Raw genomic sequence first — 18573 nt, 5'->3', positions numbered from 1 at the left:
TGTTGAGGAGTCCAGCTCGGTGGAAGGGTTGCTCGATCCCGCGTGGCAGATGCGGTGGAGAGTCCCGGAACTGGCGCTGGCGCTCAGCGACAGAGCGGCCGCGCTCGCCAGGCGCACCGGCGACCGGAGCGCGCGGTTGCGCGCCGAGGCGCTGGCGCTGTTCGCCTCGAACAGGTTGGGCCGCGGTGTCGCGGCCACCGGGCGTGCGCTCGAGGCCGTGCGCGACGCCGAAACCGCCGCTCCCGGCGACGTCCTGACCAGGCTGCGCATCGAGCTCGGCTGGTGCGCGGTCCACGCGGGCAGCCACGAGGTGGCCGTCCGCGTCCTGCGCCGCGAGCTCGCGCGCGACCGCGTCGAACCCGCGTTGCGCGCGCACGCCCTCCTCGCCCTGGCCGCGGCCTTGCCCGCGCAGCAGGACGTCGACGAGCGCAGCGAGGCTCTCGACGAGGCCGAACGCCTCCACACCGACGACGACTCCGACACCACCCGCGTGCTCCAGGCCCGGGTGTGGGCCGCCCGAGCCGGGCACCGCCGCAGGCTCGGCGAGTTCGGCGAGGCCGTCGCCGCCACCGACGTCGGCCTGGGCCTGCTGCGGCGGCTCAGCGACCCGGAGGCCGACGGCGGGGAAGTCCAGACCCGGTTGCTGCTGGAGCGCGTGCACGCCCTGCTCGACCAGGGGCACCGGGTCGAGGCGGTCGAGACCAGCCAGGCGGTGCTGGCCGAGCCCGTGCGGGCGGCGGCCGCCGGACCCACCGGGTGGCTCGGACTGGCGCTGGCCACCCGTGTGCACTTGCCCGCCGGGGACCACGACGCCGCGCTGCGCGTGCTGGCCGAGACGGCCGCGATCTCCGAGCGGCACGAGCTCGACGGGCTGCTCGCCGAGGCGCTCAACGCGCTGTCCCGCGCTTACGAGCGCGTGGAGGAGGTCTCCGCGGCGCTGCAGGCGCTGCGCGGCGCCTACTCGGCGGACCGGCGGTGGCGGGCGCTGGTGCACAACGCCCGAGTCGCCCTGATCAAGGCGTACCCGCCGGAGACCGAGGAGCCTCGCCGCAGGCGTTCGGCGCTCGTCGCGGCCGTGCCCGACCCCGAACCGGCCGAGCCTGAAGCCGTCGCGACCGCGCCTGAAGCTGTCCTGGCGGAGTCTGAGCGCGCGTCTGCGCGCTCGGCGCCCGAAGCCGTGCCCGAGTCCGCTGCGGCGCGGACCGAGCCTGCGCACGCGGCACCTGGACCCGACGCGCCCGCGCCTGGAAAGGGCGTGGCGGAGTCTGAGCGCGGGCCTGCGCACTCGGCGCCCGAAGCCGTGCCCGAGTCCGCTGCGGCGCGGACCGAGCCTGCGCACTCGGCGCCGGAGCCCGTTGCGGCACCTGAACTCGAAGCGGCGCGGACCGAGCCTGCGCACTCGACCCACCGGACGGTGGGACCGGAGCCTGCGTCGCCGGCACCTGAACCCGCGGCGACCAGCCACCACGGGAGCCACGAGCAGTCCCGCCGGGGTGGGTACGCCGAGGCGCACGACGCGGCTCGGCTGCTGATGGAAGCGCTGACCAGTCGCGCCAAGGAAGCCGAGGAGGAGCCCCCGCCGACCGCGGAGCGACCCGAACAGGCCCCGGAGCCGTTCGCCGAGCGGGCGATGCCCGAGCCGCGGGTGGCCTTCGACTCGACGTCGCCGAGCGAGATGTTCGGCTCCCCCCCGGAACGGGTCCAGCAGGCGGCCGAGCCGGAGGAGGAGCCCGCCGGCCAGCACTCCACCGGCACCTGGTGGCCCTCCGACGAGCCGGAACGCCTCGCGATCGAGGACGAGGAGTCCGGCGGCTTCGAGGACGGGGACGACGACGGCGTCGCGCAGCGGTGGAGCGGTGACCCGCTGGCGGCGGCGGCCGACAGCCTGCGGCGCATCACCGCGGCCCACGACCGCCGGGAGCAGGAGCCCGAGCCCGCCACCCCGGCGCACGGCGTCCCCGCGGCGGAGCCCGAGGACGTCCCGGCGCAAGCCGAGTCGGAGGAGCCGGGCGGGCGCCGGTCCAAGGGCAAGTCGCTGGCCGAGATCCGCGCCGAGCTGAAGCTCCCCGCCGACCACCAGCCCTCCCGCCGTCGCGCCCGGCACGCCGATTCCGACCCGCTCGCCGCGTTCCAGACTGAACCCGCCACGCCGACGTCCGAGGCTGCGGAGAGCTCGACGCGTCCGGCCGAGGAGACCGACCCGAGCTTCCGCCTCGCCGCCGCAGAGCCGGAACCGCACGCCGCGGACGAACCCCAGCGCATGCTGGAGCCGGAGGCCGCGGAGGAGCCCGAACCGCAGCCCGAACCGGAACCGGTGCCGCCGGAACCGAGCCCGGACGCGAGCCTGGCCGACCTGCTCGCCGACGCGCTGATGGCCTACAACGCCGGCCGCACCGACGAAGCGAAGCAGCAGGTCAGCGAGGGCATCGCCGCCGTCAACCATGGCCGTCGTCACAAACCCGGTTACGGTGAGCCGGGACGCGGCGATGAGCGGGGTGAGGGCGATGCCGAACACATCGATCACACCACCGGCGGCGTGGCCGGACGCAAGCGGCACCGGTCCACAGAGGATGATCATCACGAGGGCGTCGGAGCCAGGCACCGCGCACCCGGAATCGGTAGCGCGGCAGTGGATCCGTTGCTCTGAGAAACGTCCTGGACATCGTTTCGTTGCGTCGTCACCCGCCGCGACCCCTCGGTCGGATCCCGGCCCCGTGAGCGGGAACTGGCAGTCTTAGAGTGGACCGTGTTGGCACAACGAGGTGCCGTGGAGCGTGGAGCTGCCTGACATGACGTCGAATCCCGGACAGCTGCCGACCGGAACGACCGGTGAGCAGTCCGAGAACCCCGAACTGGCCAAACGGCGACTGCTGGAACGAGCCGTCGAGTTCGCCCCCGAGCTCGGCGAGCTGCTGCGCACGTACTACCGCCACGTTCCGGCGGAAGAGCTCGTCGACGACGACCCGAGCGACCTCGTCGGCGCGCTCAGATCGCACCGCGAGCTCGCCGCGAACCGGGTCGCCGGACGCGCCCTCGTGCAGATCTTCAACCCGACGCGCGACGAGCACGGTTGGCAGAGCCAAGCCACCGTCGTGCAGACGGTCACCGACGACATGCCCTACCTGGTGGACTCGCTGATCGCCGAGCTCGGCCGCGACAACGCCGACGTGCTGCGCGTCATCCACCCGATCATCGTCGTCCGGCGCGACGTCGCCGGTGAGCTGCTGGAAGTGCTGCCCGAGGCGGACCCGTCGAACCCGCCGGCCGGTGCGATGGCCGAGAGCTGGATGTTCATCGAGGTCGGGCAGGTCGTCGACCCCGATCGGCTCGCCTCGCTCAGGCAGGACCTCGCCGACGTCCTCAACGACGTGCGCGAGGTCGTCGAGGACACCGAGCGGATGATCGCCTGCGCCCGGTCCCTGGCCGACGAGCTGGAGAAGAACCCACCGCTGCCCGGTGAGCAGGTCGCCGACGGTGCCGGTCTGCTGCGCTGGCTGGCCGACGGTCACTTCACGTTCCTCGGCTACCGGCACTACGAGCTCGTCGAGGGCGACGGCCCCGCGCTGCAGCCCGTGCTGGCCTCCGGGCTCGGCGTGCTGCGCAGCGACAGCGTCGCCTCCCGCAGCCTGACCGCTGGTCCGGACGCCTGGGCGCACGCGCTGTCCGCGGAGCTGCTGGTGCTCACCCAAGCCAGCGCACCGTCCACAGTGCACCGACCGGTCCACCCGTTCTACGTGGGTGTCAAGACCTTCGACGACTCCGGCCGGGTCACCGGTGAACACCGCTTCCTCGGCCTGTTCACCACCACCGCGCTGCACGAGGACGTCCTCGACATCCCGCTCGTGGAACGCCGCGTGCGGCAGGTCATCCACCGGGCCGGGTTCCCGCTGGAGTCCTACTCCGGTCAGCGGATGCTGGAGGAGATCCAGAGCTACCCGCGCACAGAGCTGTTCTCCACCGACTTCGAGACCCTGCAGGAGACCATCACCGGCGTGCTGGCGCTGGCCGAGCGCCGCAAGCTCAAGCCGTTCCTGCGCCGCGACACCTACGGCCGCTTCTTCTCCTGCCTGGTCTACTTGCCGCGCGATCGGTACACGACGAGTTCGCGGCTGGCCATGCAGGAGGTGCTGCTCGACGAACTCCGCGGCACCGAGCTGGAGTACAGCACGCGGGTGGGCGAATCCACGCTGGCGCGGGTGCACTTCGTGGTGCACACCGACCCGGAGGACCAGGTCGAGCCGAACCTGCACCGCATCCAGCAGCGGCTGGAGGAGGCCATCCACACCTGGGACGACCAGATGGTCGCCGAGGTGGCCGCCGAGCGGAACGGCAACGGGACCGAGAACCGCGCGGCCCGTTCGCTGTCCGAGGCCGTCGCCCAGGTGGGGCAGGACTACGCCTCGGTGTTCCCGGAGGCCTACAAGGAGGACTTCACCGCCGCCGAGGGCCTCGCGGACCTGCGCCGGCTGGAGTCGCTGAGCGGCCCCGACGACCTGCGGATGTCGTTCTACGTGCCGCGCGACGCCAGCGCCGGTCAGCGCCGCTTCAAGCTCTACGTCGGCGGCCGGGTCACGCTGTCCCGGGTGCTGCCGGTGCTGCAGAGCATGGGCGTGGAGGTCGTCGACGAGCGGCCCTACGAGCTCACCCTGGAGACCTCCGGCCAGCAGTTCTACATCTACGACTTCGGTCTGCGGCTGGACTCGGCCCTGCTCGACAGCTCCGACCCGGAGCTGCTGGACTCGTTGCGGCAGCGCTTCGAGGACGCCTTCCGCGCGGTGTGGCTGGGCGAAGCCGAGATCGACCGGTTCAACGCGCTGGTGCTGCGGGCCGGGCTGAACTGGCGGCAGGCCGCCGTGCTGCGCGCCTACGCCAAGTACCTGCGCCAGGTGGGCATCGCCTACACGCAGGACTACATCGAGGACTCGATGCTCACCCACCGCACCACCACGACCGAGCTGGTGCGCCTGTTCGAGACCCGCTTCGACCCCGAGCTGGGCGAAGCCGACCGCGCGGCGCGCGAAGGCGAGCTCACCGAATCGGTCACCAAGCTGATCGACGAGGTCACCAGCCTCGACGCGGACCGGATCCTGCGCAACTACCTGAGCCTGATCCGAGCGACGCTGCGCACCAACTACTTCGTCGACACCCGCGAGCGCGAGCGCCCGTTCCTGGCGTTCAAGCTGGAACCGCGCGAGATCCCCGGCCTGCCCGAACCGCGGCCGCAGTTCGAGGTCTTCGTGTACTCGCCGTGGGTGGAGGGCGTGCACCTGCGGTTCGGGTCCGTCGCGCGCGGTGGTCTGCGCTGGTCGGACCGCCCGCAGGACTTCCGCACCGAGATCCTGGGCCTGGTCAAGGCGCAGGCGGTGAAGAACGCGGTGATCGTACCGGTCGGGGCCAAGGGCGGCTTCGTGGTCAAGCGCCCGCCGCTCCCCACGGGCGACCCGGCCGTGGACCGCAAGGCGTCGCTGGACGAGGGCATGACCTGCTACCGGATGTTCATCTCCGGTCTGCTCGACCTCACCGACAACCTGGTCGGCAACGAGGTCGCCCCACCGCCGGACGTGGTGCGCCACGACGGCGACGACACCTACCTGGTCGTGGCGGCCGACAAGGGCACGGCGACGTTCTCCGACATCGCCAACGAGGTGGCCCAGTCCTACGGGTTCTGGCTCGGTGACGCCTTCGCCTCCGGCGGTTCGGTCGGCTACGACCACAAGGCCATGGGCATCACGGCCAAGGGCGCGTGGGAGAGCGTCAAGCGGCACTTCCGCGAGCTCGACGTGGACACCCAGCGCGAGGAGTTCACGGTCGTCGGCATCGGCGACATGGCCGGTGACGTGTTCGGCAACGGCATGCTGCTGTCCGAGCACATCCGGCTCGTGGCCGCCTTCAACCACATGCACGTCTTCATCGACCCGGACCCGGAGGCGGCGGTCTCCTTCGCCGAGCGGCGGAGGCTCTTCGAGCTGCCGCGCTCGACCTGGGACGACTACGACCGCGGCAAGATCAGCCAGGGCGGCGGCGTGTGGTCGCGCTCGCTGAAGTCGATCCCGCTGAACCCGCAGATCCGCGCAGCGCTGGGCATCGACGAGTCGATCGAGCAGCTGGCTCCCGCCGAGCTGATCAAGCACATCCTGCAGGCGCCGGCCGACCTGCTGTGGAACGGCGGCATCGGCACCTACGTCAAGTCCACTGTCGAGACGCACGCCGACGTCGGCGACAAGGCCAACGACGCGGTGCGCGTCAACGGCGCCGACCTGCGGGTCAAGGTCGTCGGCGAAGGCGGCAACCTGGGCCTGACCCAGCTGGGGCGGATCGAGTTCGCCCGCAACGGCGGCAAGGTCAACACCGACGCGCTGGACAACTCCGCCGGTGTGGACTGCTCCGACCACGAGGTCAACATCAAGATCCTGCTCGACCAGCTGGTCAGCGAGGGCAGGCTCGGCGGTCAGCAGCGCAACGAGCTGCTCGCCGAGATGACCGACGAGGTCGGTGAGCTGGTGCTGGCCGACAACCACCGGCAGAACGCGGTCCTGGGCATCTCCCGCGCCCACGCGGCCTCGATGCTGTCGGTGCACGCCCGGCAGGTCACCGCGCTGGAGCAGGCCACCGGGCTGGACCGCGAGCTGGAGGCCCTGCCGAGCAAGAAGGCCTTCCGCGACCTGGAGAAGTCCGGCGAGGGCCTGACCTCGCCGGAGTTGGCGACGCTGATGGCGCACGTCAAGCTCCAGCTCAAGAGCGACGTGCTCGACAGCGGCCTGCCCGACGCCGAAGCGTTCGCCGAGCGGTTGCCGGAGTACTTCCCGAAGCCGCTGCGGGAGCGCTACGGCGACGCCATCCCCGCGCACCCGCTGCGCCGCGAGATCATCACGACGTTGCTGGTCAACGAGATGGTCGACGGCGCGGGGATCAGCTACGCCTACCGGTTGTCGGAGGAGCTCAGCGCCTCCACCACCGACGCGGTGCGGGCGTTCGCGGTCGTCACCCACGTCTACGACCTGCGACGGTTGTGGTCGGACATCGACGCGCTGGGCGGCTCGGTGCCGAGCGCCGTCGCCGACGAGATGGTGCTGGAGAGTCGGCGGCTGCTCGACCGGGCGGCCCGCTGGATGCTGACCAACCGGCCGCAGCCGTTGGCCATCGGCGCCGAGATCACCCGGTTCCGGCCGGTTGTGGCTGATCTCATGCCGACCGTGCGGGGGCTGCTGCGCGGGCGGGCCGCCGAGGGCGTCGCCGCGCGGATCGAGCGCTGGGTCTCCGCCGGGGTTCCGGAGGAGCTGGCCGAGCGGGTCGGGGTGCTGCTCGACGCGTTCGCCCTGCTGGACATCCGCGAGGTCGCCGAGCTGGCCGAGCGCGACGCGGGCATCACCGCGGAGCGCAGCCCGCGGGAGAGCGCCGAACTGTACTACGCGCTGTGGGCGCACCTGGACGTGGAGCGGATGCTGCTGGCGGTCAACCAGCTGGAGCGCGGCAACCGGTGGCACGCACTGGCTAGGCTGGCGCTGCGGGATGATTTCTACGCATCGCTGCGCGCGATCACCGTGGACGCCTTGCGGGCCTCCGAGCCCGGCGAGGGTGCGGAGGAGAAGATCGCGCGGTGGGAGTCGGCGAACGCTTCGCGGCTTGCGCGGGCCAACTCGTCGCTGGAGGAGATCGTCAACTCCGGGCGGCTTGACCTGGCCACGCTGTCGGTGGCGGCGCGTCAGCTCCGCAGCATGGTCCGGTGACCTGAGGGGTGGGGAGGTTCCCGGGCGGGAACCTCCCCACCCCGGACACGGCAGAGAGGAAGGCCCTGTGGGCGCGTACGTAGCCGAGGTGGCTCTGCGCTGGTCTGACATGGACGCGTTCGGCCACGTCAACCACGCCAGGACGATCACGTTGCTGGAGGAGGCGCGGGCGGACCTGCTGTTCACCGAGGCGGAGAAGCAGGGCCTGCTCGGGATGGCCGAAGGCATGGTCGTCGCTCGCGTGGTCATCGACTACCACGCGCCGCTGATGTACGCGGCCGGATCGCTGCAGGTCCGCATGTCGGTGCGCGACCTCAAGGCGGCCTCGTTCGTCATCGACTACACCGCGTTCGCTCAGGAAGCCGTGTGCACCGCCGAAACCCTGATGGTGCCCTACGACCTGAGCGCCGGACGTCCCCGCCGGCTCACCGCCGACGAGCGCGAGTTCCTGTCGGGGTGGCAGGCGGAGCAGCTGGAGCCCGGTCGTGCCTGAGCTCCGCATGACCGACCGGGTCGAGCGCGACGACCTGGGCGCCTTCGTGGCACGCGCGGTCCGGCTCGACTCCCAAGCCGTGGTCCGGATGCGCAACCGGCCCGACAGCGACCGGATGGACGTCTGGGCGGCCACCCCGTTCGACGCCCTGTCCACCCGCTCCGTGGTGGGCTCCGTCGAGCCCTCCGACCTCAGCCTCTCCGGCAACGAACTGCTCGCGACGCTCACCGTCGCCGGTGGTGAGGTGATGGACCCGGGGGCGCCCAAGGACCTGCTGTGGCGCTCGGAGCTGCCTCCGGCCACCGGGTGGAAGCGCGTTGACGACCTCCCGGCCCGCTTGGTGGGCGAGGTCGCCGAACGCGGCATCGACGTCGCCAAGGAGAACGTCGGGCCGAAGGGAACCCCGCCGGCCTCGTTGCTGGACCAGGAGGTCTTCACCGTCCAGGGCGCCGGGTACGACGTGAAGGTCCCGTTGCGCTGCCTGTTCGTGCTGTCCGGCATGGGATTCCTGGTCGACTCCCCGGCCGAGGAGGAGATCGTCCGCGTCAGCGCCACGGACTCGTGGCTGCGCCTCGACTCCCGCTTCGGCGCAGTGGTGCGCCGCCGCCACGCCCTCCTTCCGCTGTTGCTCTAGGGTCGGTCGCTCCGCGTGGGGTGCGGGTGGCAGAAACCCCCGGAACGGGAGAGCGCAGCGGCCCCGTGGCTCGGTCCGCCGCTCTTCGAGCACCTCGGCTGCACGCGGCGTCGCGGCGTGCTCGCCACGACGCCGCTCAGAACCCGCGGTGGGTGCGGGCTGAGTTCCGCACCTGAGGACAGCGGCTCCGCCGCACCCGGAACAAGCCCAGCAAGCTCTCGACCACCTGCTGCGCGCGTCCGGAGAACCCGGTGATCAGAACCCTGACGACCGGGTTCTCCGGGTACGTGGCCACACGGAGACCTGACACCGCGGTGATCGCGGGCCCTCCGGGTGTCCGGACGGATTCCCCCGGTATCTCGGAGACCCGATCTCCGCGGGTCTTCCGTGTCCGCAACGGACCCCCGGGTCCTCGGGGGCGGATCACCGGGTTCTTCCTGGTGGGGTCGGGAGCTGCTCCGGGCCGCTCCGTCGTGCCGTCAGCGGGTGGGAGTGGGGCGGCGGGTGGTGGTCCAGCGGACGATGTCGCTGACCAGGGCCTCCAGCGGGCCTCGGCGGAAGAAGTGCCGCCAGGTGTAGGTGAAGGCGAAGGTGAAGATCAGGAACACCTCGGGCATGAAGGCGTTCACGAACGCCACGAAGCCCGTCGGCTCGTGGCCATCGCGCGGGAACCACGGCAGGTTCGGGTCGTCCAGCGGCAGCGCCGGGCCCATGCTCGCCAGGTGCGCCAGGTCCTCCGGCACGCCGCTCAACGGCCAGCCGCCGGAGATGATCTGCCAGGCCAGCGCCACCGCGTGCGCCGCGTACAGCGTCAGCGCCATCGACCCGGCCTTGGCCAGCGGCGTCAGCCACCGGCCCGCCCGGTCGGCGACCTGCAGGCAGAGCGCCAGGATGACCAGCGCGATCCCGCCCGAGCCCAGCAGCTCGAGGGTCGTCCCGCTGTGCGCGGTCGATGCCAACAGCCACTCCGGGTGCCCGACCGGGATGGTGCCCTCCACCGGAGCCGGCGGGCCGAAGGGCACCAACAGGAAGGACAGCTGGTAGCCGACCAGCGACAGCACCAGACCGGTGATGCCGATCCGCAGCCGCACCCGGGGCGAGGTCAGGTCCATCCGCCCGACCGCCAGTCCCGCCAGCACCAGCGGCAGGTAGGAGGCGGCGGGGTAGAACCCGAGCAGCAGCAGGTCGAACAGTCCCTCGTTGGCCAGCAGGTGCCCGGGATCGATGCTGTTGACCCACGAGACCAGGCCCGACATCGGCGTGTCCGCGGCGATCCAGCCGCGCAGCACGAAGGACAGCTGCGGTCCCACCGCCGCGCTGACCGCAGCCGCGATCACCAAGCCGCGTGCCCGCAAGCCCAGGAACGGCACCGCCAGCAGGAAGTACAGGCCGTAGAACGGGATGATCACCGTCAGCAGGAAGCCGGTCGCCTCGGTCGACTTGGCCAGCGCGAGTCCGAGGACCAGCAGCACCGCCGCGCGCACGGCCACCCGGCGCCGGGCGTCGCGCAAGGCCGCGCCGGACGGCGGCGCGGTCCGGCCGGTCATCAGCGCCAGCGACACCCCGGCCAGCAGCGTGAACAGCGCGGTGGACCGGCCGCTGAAGAACTGGGCCGCCAAGACCTCCGGCCAGCCGCCGACGAACGGCACCCCGAAGTGGATGCAGAACATGCCGAAGACGGCGACGAAGCGGGCCACGTCGACCCCTGTCAGCCGCCCCGGCCTACCGGCGGTAGCGGACCGCACCCGAGGTGAAGTCCGTTCGGGCGCAACAGCAGTCATGACATCCAGCTCGGATCGGGGGCGATGACTGGAAATCTACCGACCGCTTCCGGTCGCCCCCGCACCTGCCCGTGTTCGCGAGGTGCCGCTCACACCAACCAGGCGGCGGTTCCCGGCGGCAACTCGCCCGCCACCAGCGGTCGGGAGCTCAGCAGGACCTCCCCGGGCGGCAGCGGTACGGGCTCCGCGGAGGTGTTCAGGGCGCAGATCAGGCTGCTGCCCACCCGGCGGAACGCGAAGCAGTCCTCCGGTGCGCCGAACCACTCCACCTCGTCGCCCACGAACGCCGGGTGCGTCGCCCGCATCTCCAGCGCGTGCCGGTACAGCGACAGCGTCGAGTCCTCGTCCTCCAGCTGCGCCTCGACCGTGAAGTGCACCCAGTCGTGCGGGATGGAGGACCAGTCCGCCTGCGCCGCGGAGAAGCCGAAGGGCCGCATCAGGCCTTCCCACGGCATCCGGATCCGCTCCGTGCCCGGCAGGCCGAGCTCCTCGCCGTGCCGCAGGCAGACCGCGCCCGGCAGCGCCAGCTGCACCAGCGCCATCGCGCGCACCGGCGTCAACGCCGCGTGGTCGCGGATCCGGGTGGTGTCACGGCTGGCCATCGCCCACGCCGGGCGCGGGCCGGGGGGGTCCAGCACCGTGGTGATCGCTTTGCGCACGGGTTCCGCGGAGAACCCGGCGACCGCCAGGTCCAGGCCGAACAGCAGGTGCCAGTTCCCGGTGCCGCTGCCGATCACGATCCGGTCCGGGTAGTCGGCCACCACCGCGGCGACCGCGTCCTCCGGGTCGTTGCGCGGCGCCAGGTGGAACCCGTCCACGCCGTGGTCCAGCCACGGGCGCAGCAGGGATCCCGGGTCGGTGCGCCCCGGATCGATGTCCAGCGCCAGCAGGACCCGCAGACCGTTCTCGTGCGCCTCCGCCAGCAACCTCGCCAGGGCGGGGGAGGCCGGGTCGGAACCGGCGATGCCGGCCAGCACGACGACGTTGACGCCCAGCAGCTCCAGGTAGCCGAGCCTGCCCCGAATCCCGTCGAGGTCGCCGACCCCGTCGTCGTCCGCGTCGGCGAACGCGCCGACGTCGATCTGGTAGCACACCGCGTCGAACCACCACGGTCGCTCACCGAGGGGGTCCTGCGTGCCCTGCCGCATCACCAGGTCGTCCTTCGCTCCTAGATCGGGTCCGCCGCTCAGAACCACGAGTTGATCATGCTGTTGGCGGCCATCTCCAGGTACCTCCAGAGCTGGTCGCGGTGTTCGGGCTTCAGCCGGGCCTCGTCCACGGCCACCTCCATGCAGCGCAGCCAGGCGTCGCGCTCGGCGGGACCGATCTTGAACGGCGCGTGACGCATCCGCAGTCGCGGATGTCCGCGCCGCTCGGAGTAGGTGGTCGGGCCGCCCCAGTACTGCATCAGGAACAGGCGCAACCGCTCCTCGGCCGGCCCCAGGTCTTCCTCGGGGTAGAGCGGGCGCAGCAGCTCGTCCTTGGCCACTTCTTCGTAGAAGCGGGCCACGATGAAGCGGAAGGTGGCTTCGCCGCCGACCTGCTCGTAGAAACTCTCCACGGAAGTCACCCTCCCATCCTCTCAGGTCATCGTCGGGGGGCTTCAGTGGTCAGGCAGCTGCTGTCCGTCGCGGCGTGCTCGAGCTCTCCTCCAACGCCCGCCGGCCCGCGGGGGCCGTGCCCGCAGCTCGCGGGGGGCGGCCGCAGGACGATCCCCGGCCGGTCGGACGGGCCGGGGGGATCGCGCTGGTCAGGTCAGTTCTTCGTCGAGATGGTCTCCGGCGGGACCGGCCGGCCGTGCGGGTACGGCGGGTCGATGGACGAGTCGTCGTAGGCGCGCTTGATCTCCACGCGCAGCCGCCGCTGGACCGCCCACTGGCGGCCCGGACGGACCTTGACCGTGAGCCGCAGCGTCACCGTGTCCGAGGTGATCTGGTCGACGCCGAGCATCTGCGGCGGCTCCAGCACGTCGTTCGACAGCGGTTCCTTGGCGGCGGCCTCCTCGGCGACCTTGCCCGCGACCTCGATGGCCTTCTCCACGTCGGAGCTGTGCGAGATCGGGAAGTCCACGACCGCGACAGCGAAGCCCTGCGAGGAGTTGCCGACCCGCAGGATCTCACCGTTGCGCACGTACCAGACGGTGCCGTTGATGTCGCGCAGCGTGGTGACGCGCAGTCCCACGGCCTCGACCGAACCCACGGCCTCGCCCAGGTCGACGGTGTCGCCGACGCCGTACTGGTCCTCGACCATCATGAACATGCCGGACAGGAAGTCCCGCACCAGGTTCTGGGCACCGAAGGCGACCGCCACACCCAGCACACCGGCCGAGGCCAGCACCGGAGCGATCTGCACGCCCAGCACCTGCAGCACGTAGATGGCCGCCAAGCCGTAGATGAGGAACGAGACCAGCGACTTCAGCACCGAGCCGATGGTCTTGGCGCGCTGCCTGCGGCGCTCGGACAGCAGCTCCGAGGTGAGGCTGTCACCGCGCTTCTCGCGCAGCGGCACGAGCAGCTTCGGAGGCTTGCCGTTGCCCTGAGTCAGGCGGTTGATCATCCGGTGCAGGAGCCAGCGCGCCACGAAGGCGATGACCAGCACCAGCAGGATCTGCAACGGCTTGGCGATGACCAGGTCGGCGTAGGAGGCCAACCACGCGTTGTGCGTCCAGTCGAACACCGCCTGGCACCAGCGTTCTGACGGTTCGCACGCGGGAGGTTGGGACAGGAACGGCAGGTTCATGGGTACGGGGGTCTCCACGGCTGTCGATTTCGGGGTGCGACGCAGGGCGTCGAGAACCGTCCGGCCCGACCTTCGTGCGCGCCCCGCCGCGCACGATGATCGAAAACCGGTCGGCCAGAACCGAGTTCGGGGCTCAGTCCAGAGCGAGACCGGTTGCCTCCGCGAGGAAGGCGAGCTGGTCGGTCGTCAGTCCCACGGTACGTGACACCGACCGGGCGGCATGGCCCACCTCGGTCTCACGGCGGATCAGAACGGGCCTCTTACCAGGGTCAGAGCTCGTGGCGTTCTGCAGCGCGGCGCACATCTTGCGGGCGTGGTTGGGGTCCACCCGCGAATCCGACTCGAAGACCGTGAACAGCACCGACGGGTAGGCCGTGTGCTCGGTCACGTTGTGGTACGGCGAGTAGGACAGCAGCCAGCTCAGCTCCTCCGGGTCGTCGGCCGTGCCGTACTCGTCGTTCCAGGTCCGGCCGAGCAGGAACCGCTCGTAGCGCACCATGTCCAGCAGCGGAGCCGAGCACACCACCGCCCGGTACAGCTCCGGGCGCTGCGTCAGCGCGGCACCCACCAGCAGACCGCCGTTGGAACCGCCCGAGATCGCGAGCTGGTCCGACGTCGTCCACCCCTCGTCGACGAGGTGCTCGGCCGCGGCGTGGAAGTCGTCGAAGGTGTGCTGCTTCTGCTCCCGCATGCCGGCGACGTGCCACTCCTCGCCTTCCTCGCCGCCACCGCGCAGCGACGGCAGCGCCCACACACCACCCGCGGCGACCCACGTCAGCGCCGAAGGCATGTAGCCCGGTTCGCGGGAGAGCGAGAAACCGCCGTAGCCGGTGAGGAACACCGGGCGCGGGCGGTCCGGCTCGGCGACGGGTGCCAGCACGAACATCCGGACCTCGGTCCCGTCGGCCGAGCGGTAGCTGACCTGGCGGGTGTGGACCTCGGGCAGCTCCACGGTTCCGGGGGCGGAGGCCTCCAACGACACCTCGCCGGTGCTGCGGTCGTAGGTGTGCACGCAGGGCGGGGTGGCGAAGTCGGTCCAGCCGATCCACAGCCGGTCGCGGTGCCGCTCGGTGGCCGAGTCGACGGTGGTCAGCGCGGTGACCTGGCCGGTGCCGGGCAGTGGGACCTCGCCGGTGCGCTCGCCGGTGGCCGGGTCGTGCAGGGTGAGCTCGGACACGGCGTGCCGCGTGCGCAGCGCCACCAGGAGCGGTGCGTCCCCGTCGAAGTAGCGGACCGCGTCGAGCACCGAATCCGGTTCCTCGGCGATCAGTTCGGTCCAGTTCTGCGGCTCGGGCTCGGTCGGGTCGGCCACGCACAGCCGCCAGCGCGGCGCGTCCTTGGTGGTCATCACGTACATCCGGCCGTCGCGCTCCACCCACGCGGCGACCCGGTAGCCGTCGGTGGTGTCCACGACCTGGCGCAGCCGCGGGACCTCGGCGCCGTCGGAGAGGTCGGCGATCCACACCGAGTCGCGGCGGGCGGTGCCCATGCTGCCCTCGATGACCAGCCAACGGCCGTCCCGCGAGACGTGGGTGCCGTAGTAGAAGGTGTGGTCCAGGCCTTCGCCGTGCACGAGCACGTCCTGCTCGGGGTCGGTGCCCACCCGGTGCCGCCACACGCGGCGGTGGAACTGCTCCTCGCCCTCGGGCACCAGCTCGGGCGCCAGCCGGCGGATGTAGAAGAACTCCCGCCCGCCGGGCAGCCAGGAGATCGTCGAATAGCGGCAGCGGTCGATCGGGCCCTCGACCAGCTCACCGGTGGCCACGTCCATGACGTGCAGCAACGACTCCTCGTCGCCGCCCACCGAGATCTGGTAAGCCAGCAGGTCGCCCTCCAGGCTCGGCACCCAGCTGTCGAGCGTCGTCAGCCCGGACGGGTCGAGGTCGGTGACGTCCAGCAGCACCCGCTCGGTCCCGTCGGCCTCGCGCACGTGGAGCACGCCGAACTCCTGGCCGGGCTCGCGGCGGGTGAAGAAGCACCGCCCTGCCCGCCACAGAGGCGCGCCCACGGCACCCGCTCCGAGCAGCGACTTCAGCCGTTCCGCGATCGACTCCCGGCCCGGGAGCGCGTCCAACCAGGTGCGGGCGAGCTCGTCCTGCGCTCGTGACCACGCCTCGGTGCTCGGCGAGGAGGCGTCCTCCAGCCACCGGTACGGGTCGGCCACGTCGCGGCCGTGCAGGGTCTCCACGGTGTCCTCGCGGGCGGTGGCGGGGTAGCTCAGGTGCGCTTGAACGTCGGTCACGATCGCGACGATACGTGCCGCCCGGGGCCGCGAGCGGGGTCGGAGGGTTCTCAGAGCCGGTTTTCACCTGAGGTGATCAACGTCGGAGAGCGGTCGGTGGTCGAGACCGCCGGACGTGGGCGAGGCTTCGGCGGTGATCACGCGGTATCGCTCCCACCTGCGCAAACGCGCGGCGGGGCGCCTGCGGCGGCGTGGCGTGGCGAATCACACGTGCGTTCGGGCCGGGTTCTGTGCTGAACTTTGCCCGACACCGGTGGAGGTGGTCGCGTGCCAGACCGACAACCGATCCGACAGCCGGCGCGGAAGGCTTCGGGCCTCGCGTCGCGGGCCCCGCTGTGCCAGACGAGCCGAGGTTCCGGACCACCGCAGACGGATCGGCCTCCCGGCAGCGCCACGTCGTGGCGCAAGCGCCGGGTCCTGCTGCTCAACACGACCTTCGAACCGCTCACCGCGCTCCCGCTGCGCCGCGCCATCGTGATGGTCGTGTGCGGCAAGGCCGAGGTGGTCCACGGCGACTCGGCCGGGATGACCCTGCACTCGGCGAGCGCCGAGGTCGAGATCCCGTCCGTGATCAGGTTGAGCAACTTCGTGCGCGTGCCGTACCGCGGCCGGGTTCCGCTGACCCGGGCCGCGCTGATGCTCCGGGACAACCACCGGTGCGTCTACTGCGGCGCACGAGCGGAAACCATAGATCATGTTCTCCCGCGCAGCCGCGGGGGGCCGCACACGTGGGAGAACTGCGTCGCCTGCTGCACCAAGTGCAACCACCGCAAGGCCGACAAGACCCTCAGCGAGCTGGGCTGGCGGCTCCCGGTGACCCCGCAGGCGCCACGAGGCCGCCACTGGCGGTTGTTGGCGGGGTTGTCCGAAGCGGATCCGCTCTGGCTCCCCTACCTCGGCGAGTCGGCTGCCTGAGGGTTTCGTCGCAGCCGCTGTGCGTGGCGGTGCGGGTGGCAGGACCCCCGGAACGGGAGAGCACAGCGGCTCCGTGGGGCTCCGTGGACTCCGTGCGCCGCTCCTGATGTGCGCCGGACGCGGCGTCGCGGCGTACTCGCCACGAAGCCGCTCAGAACCCGCGGCGGTGCGAGCTGAGTCCCACACCTGATGAAGCGGCTGCCGCCGCTGGCCGCCTCGAACGCTGCGGGGTGCCGAGTCGCTCGTTCGAGCGCGGTTTCGCCTCGGAGCCCGTTGGTCCTGCTCGGGTGCGTCTGCGTGCGGGTCAGCTGATCCGCACGCCGCGGGTGCGTCCGCTGATGCGCACACCTTCGCGCTGACCGCTGATGCGCACGCCCCTCCGGTGGCCGCTGATGCGGACGCCGCTGCGGTTGCTGCTGATCCGGACGCCTGCGTGGCCGCTGATGCGCACACCTTCGCGCTGACCGCTGATGCGCACGCCCCTCCGGTGGCCGCTGATGCGGACGCCGTTGCGGTTGCTGCTGATCCGGACGCCTGCGTGGCCGCTGATGCGCACACCTTCGCGCTGACCGCTGATGCGCACGCCCCTCCGCTGGCCGCTGATGCGCACGCCTGCGCGTCGGCCGCTGAGCCTGAGGCCGTCGTCCTCACCGCTGATGCGGACGCCGTCCTGACGGCCGCTGGTGCGGACTCCGTTGCGGTTGCTGCTGATGCGCACACCGTGTTCAGCGAGCGGTTGACCGGTGTTCGGAAGGATGAGTGCGCTGCGCTGAGTGGCGGCTTCGTTGATCGACATCGGGACCTCCCGAATACATAGGGTGCTTTGAACGCATGTGATCAAGAATGCAAGACCCATACAGGTGAAAAACTATGATCAGAAGCCGCCAGGAACAAGCCGCCAACCTGCCGCGATGTGCCCCCGACCGGGCCGACTCCATTCAGTCGCAGTGGATAACCCGGACGAGTTAATGATGGTGATTCGAGTCACATGGTAGGCCGCAGGTGCGGCCTCCGAAAGGCTTTCAGCAAGCCCGGAATCGGGTGACGCCGAGATCACTCTCAGTGCTGATCTCCGCTCGAGCGGGCTTCGCCGGCATCGCTTCGGGCGAATTGCCGGACGGTCTCGGTCCGCTTCCAGGAGCAAGATCGCGACCCGCGCGAAGACGCCCACACGGGACCTTGGTCATCGGCTACCGTACTGGGCGTGACTGTCGTGGAGAGTGTGCTGGTCCTGGCGGTGCTCCCAGCGGCCATCTATGGCGTGATCGTGCTGATCGCGATGTGGCCGAAGCTGTCCCGTCCGCGCTACCGCGCGGGGGAGGACTGGGACTTCGCTCCGGTGTTCTGGTCCGCCAACCCGCAGGACGTGAACTCCGCGGTACCGGTGGGCGAAGGTGAGGTCGTGCCGGACGACGCACGGCCTGTCACGGCTCGGGGAGGCGCAAGTGGCAAGTGGTGAGATCACGCATCGGTCCGCGGAGTCCGAGGAGCTCAGCGCCGGTGAGGCCCGCATGGCGACCGGCCGGTTGTCCGTGGCGCGCCGCGTCGAGCCCGACCGTCCCCGGCTGCCCTTCAGCGCGAGCGAACTGGCCCGGCTGGACGACGCGATGGCGGTGGCCAGCCGCAGCACCGGCCTGGAGTTCGCGATCTACCTCGGCGACCTCGGCGAGGACACCCGCAAGCAGGCCGAGGAGCTGCACGCCAACCTCGGCGCCCTGGCGTCCGAGGGCGTGCTGATCGCCGTGTCCCCGGGACAGCGCAAGTTCGAGGTCGTCACCGGGGAAGAGGCCTACCGCCGCATCCCGGACCGCAGCTGCCAGCTGGCCGCCATGAGCATGGTCGCCTCCTTCAAGGAGGACGAGCTCATCGACGGCCTCGTCAGCGCGGTGCGGATGCTGGCCGACGCAGCCGGAACCTCGTTCAAGGAGTCCTGAGCACCTGTCGCGCCGCCCCAGACGGCCGCTGCCTCCGGGGAGCGGCTGACGTGGCGTCGAAAGCGCGCACGTGCGGCCGCCTCGTCCTGAGGCGCTTGAGGCCGCAGC

General features: G+C 71.3%; 13 protein-coding genes. 7 read left to right on the top strand and 6 right to left on the bottom strand.

The window, feature by feature from the left end:
- Positions 1-19: 19 nt before the first annotated feature.
- The 4 genes from EIL87_RS04670 to EIL87_RS04655 all read left to right on the top strand — a co-directional run bounded on the left by EIL87_RS04670 (position 20) and on the right by EIL87_RS04655 (position 8854).
- Entirely contained in the window at positions 20-2647 is a 2628-nt protein-coding gene (locus EIL87_RS04670) for a hypothetical protein (RefSeq protein WP_125088892.1), read from the top strand.
- 142 nt (positions 2648-2789) lie between these two features.
- Positions 2790-7727 carry an NAD-glutamate dehydrogenase gene (locus tag EIL87_RS04665; protein WP_125088891.1) on the top strand — a complete coding sequence of 1646 codons (4938 nt, stop codon included), beginning with the start codon at positions 2790-2792 and terminating at the stop codon, positions 7725-7727.
- Between the two features lie 67 nt (positions 7728-7794).
- Positions 7795-8220: an acyl-CoA thioesterase gene (locus EIL87_RS04660; protein ID WP_125088890.1), complete on the top strand. Its 426-nt coding sequence runs from the start codon at positions 7795-7797 to the stop codon at positions 8218-8220.
- Positions 8213-8854, top strand: a complete 642-nt coding sequence (locus EIL87_RS04655) for a hypothetical protein (RefSeq protein WP_125088889.1) — start codon at positions 8213-8215, stop codon at positions 8852-8854. The genes EIL87_RS04660 and EIL87_RS04655 overlap by 8 nt, the downstream gene beginning before the upstream one ends.
- Before the next feature lie 479 nt (positions 8855-9333).
- On the opposite strand, the gene EIL87_RS04650 is transcribed toward EIL87_RS04655, so the two are convergent.
- From EIL87_RS04650 to EIL87_RS04630, 5 genes are all read right to left on the bottom strand, one after another.
- Positions 9334-10635 carry a heparan-alpha-glucosaminide N-acetyltransferase domain-containing protein gene (locus EIL87_RS04650; protein WP_125088888.1) on the bottom strand — a complete coding sequence of 434 codons (1302 nt, stop codon included), beginning with the start codon at positions 10633-10635 and terminating at the stop codon, positions 9334-9336.
- An 89-nt stretch (positions 10636-10724) separates the two neighbouring features.
- Positions 10725-11831 (bottom strand): alpha-amylase family glycosyl hydrolase, encoded by a 1107-nt coding sequence (locus EIL87_RS04645; protein WP_325049397.1) that lies wholly within the window; start codon positions 11829-11831, stop codon positions 10725-10727.
- Positions 11822-12205, bottom strand: coding sequence for a globin (locus EIL87_RS04640; protein WP_125088887.1), 384 nt, complete (start codon positions 12203-12205; stop codon positions 11822-11824). The genes EIL87_RS04645 and EIL87_RS04640 overlap by 10 nt, the downstream gene beginning before the upstream one ends.
- Positions 12206-12390: 185 nt before the next feature.
- Positions 12391-13374 carry a mechanosensitive ion channel family protein gene (locus tag EIL87_RS04635; protein ID WP_125088886.1) on the bottom strand — a complete coding sequence of 328 codons (984 nt, stop codon included), beginning with the start codon at positions 13372-13374 and terminating at the stop codon, positions 12391-12393.
- 133 nt (positions 13375-13507) lie between these two features.
- Positions 13508-15616 carry a prolyl oligopeptidase family serine peptidase gene (locus tag EIL87_RS04630; protein WP_125088885.1) on the bottom strand — a complete coding sequence of 703 codons (2109 nt, stop codon included), beginning with the start codon at positions 15614-15616 and terminating at the stop codon, positions 13508-13510.
- 267 nt (positions 15617-15883) lie between these two features.
- Between EIL87_RS04630 and EIL87_RS04625 the strand changes: the two genes are divergently transcribed.
- The gene (locus EIL87_RS04625) at positions 15884-16531 is read left to right on the top strand and encodes an HNH endonuclease (protein WP_233576020.1); all 648 of its coding nucleotides are present in this window, start codon (positions 15884-15886) and stop codon (positions 16529-16531) included.
- Positions 16532-16835: 304 nt separating this feature from the next.
- Here the strand turns inward: EIL87_RS04625 and EIL87_RS04620 are convergent, their stop codons facing one another.
- Entirely contained in the window at positions 16836-17327 is a 492-nt protein-coding gene (locus EIL87_RS04620) for a hypothetical protein (RefSeq protein ID WP_125088884.1), read from the bottom strand.
- 408 nt (positions 17328-17735) lie between these two features.
- Between EIL87_RS04620 and ctaJ the strand changes: the two genes are divergently transcribed.
- Together ctaJ and EIL87_RS04610 are read left to right on the top strand one after the other, a co-directional pair.
- Positions 17736-17990, top strand: coding sequence for an aa3-type cytochrome oxidase subunit CtaJ (gene ctaJ, locus EIL87_RS04615; RefSeq protein WP_125088883.1), 255 nt, complete (start codon positions 17736-17738; stop codon positions 17988-17990).
- The gene (locus EIL87_RS04610; protein ID WP_125088882.1) at positions 17977-18465 is read left to right on the top strand and encodes a DUF5130 family protein; all 489 of its coding nucleotides are present in this window, start codon (positions 17977-17979) and stop codon (positions 18463-18465) included. Before ctaJ ends, EIL87_RS04610 begins: the two co-directional genes overlap by 14 nt.
- The last annotated feature ends 108 nt before the right edge of the window (positions 18466-18573 follow it).

Source organism: Saccharopolyspora rhizosphaerae, from assembly GCF_003931915.1.
Classification (GTDB): Bacteria; Actinomycetota; Actinomycetes; order Mycobacteriales; family Pseudonocardiaceae; genus Saccharopolyspora; species Saccharopolyspora rhizosphaerae.
The sequence above is the reverse complement of the archived record's forward strand: the minus strand, read 5'-3'. Positions and strand labels throughout refer to the sequence as shown.

What these genes read in the sequence shown, in the direction of transcription:
- EIL87_RS04635 (WP_125088886.1), bottom strand. Translation starts at nt 13,374, where the DNA reads ATGAACCTGCCGTTCCTGTCCCAACCTCCCGCGTGCGAACCGTCAGAA.
- EIL87_RS04665 (WP_125088891.1), top strand. Translation starts at nt 2,790, where the DNA reads ATGACGTCGAATCCCGGACAGCTGCCGACCGGAACGACCGGTGAGCAG.
- EIL87_RS04650 (WP_125088888.1), bottom strand. Translation starts at nt 10,635, where the DNA reads ATGACTGCTGTTGCGCCCGAACGGACTTCACCTCGGGTGCGGTCCGCT.
- EIL87_RS04620 (WP_125088884.1), bottom strand. Translation starts at nt 17,327, where the DNA reads ATGTCGATCAACGAAGCCGCCACTCAGCGCAGCGCACTCATCCTTCCG.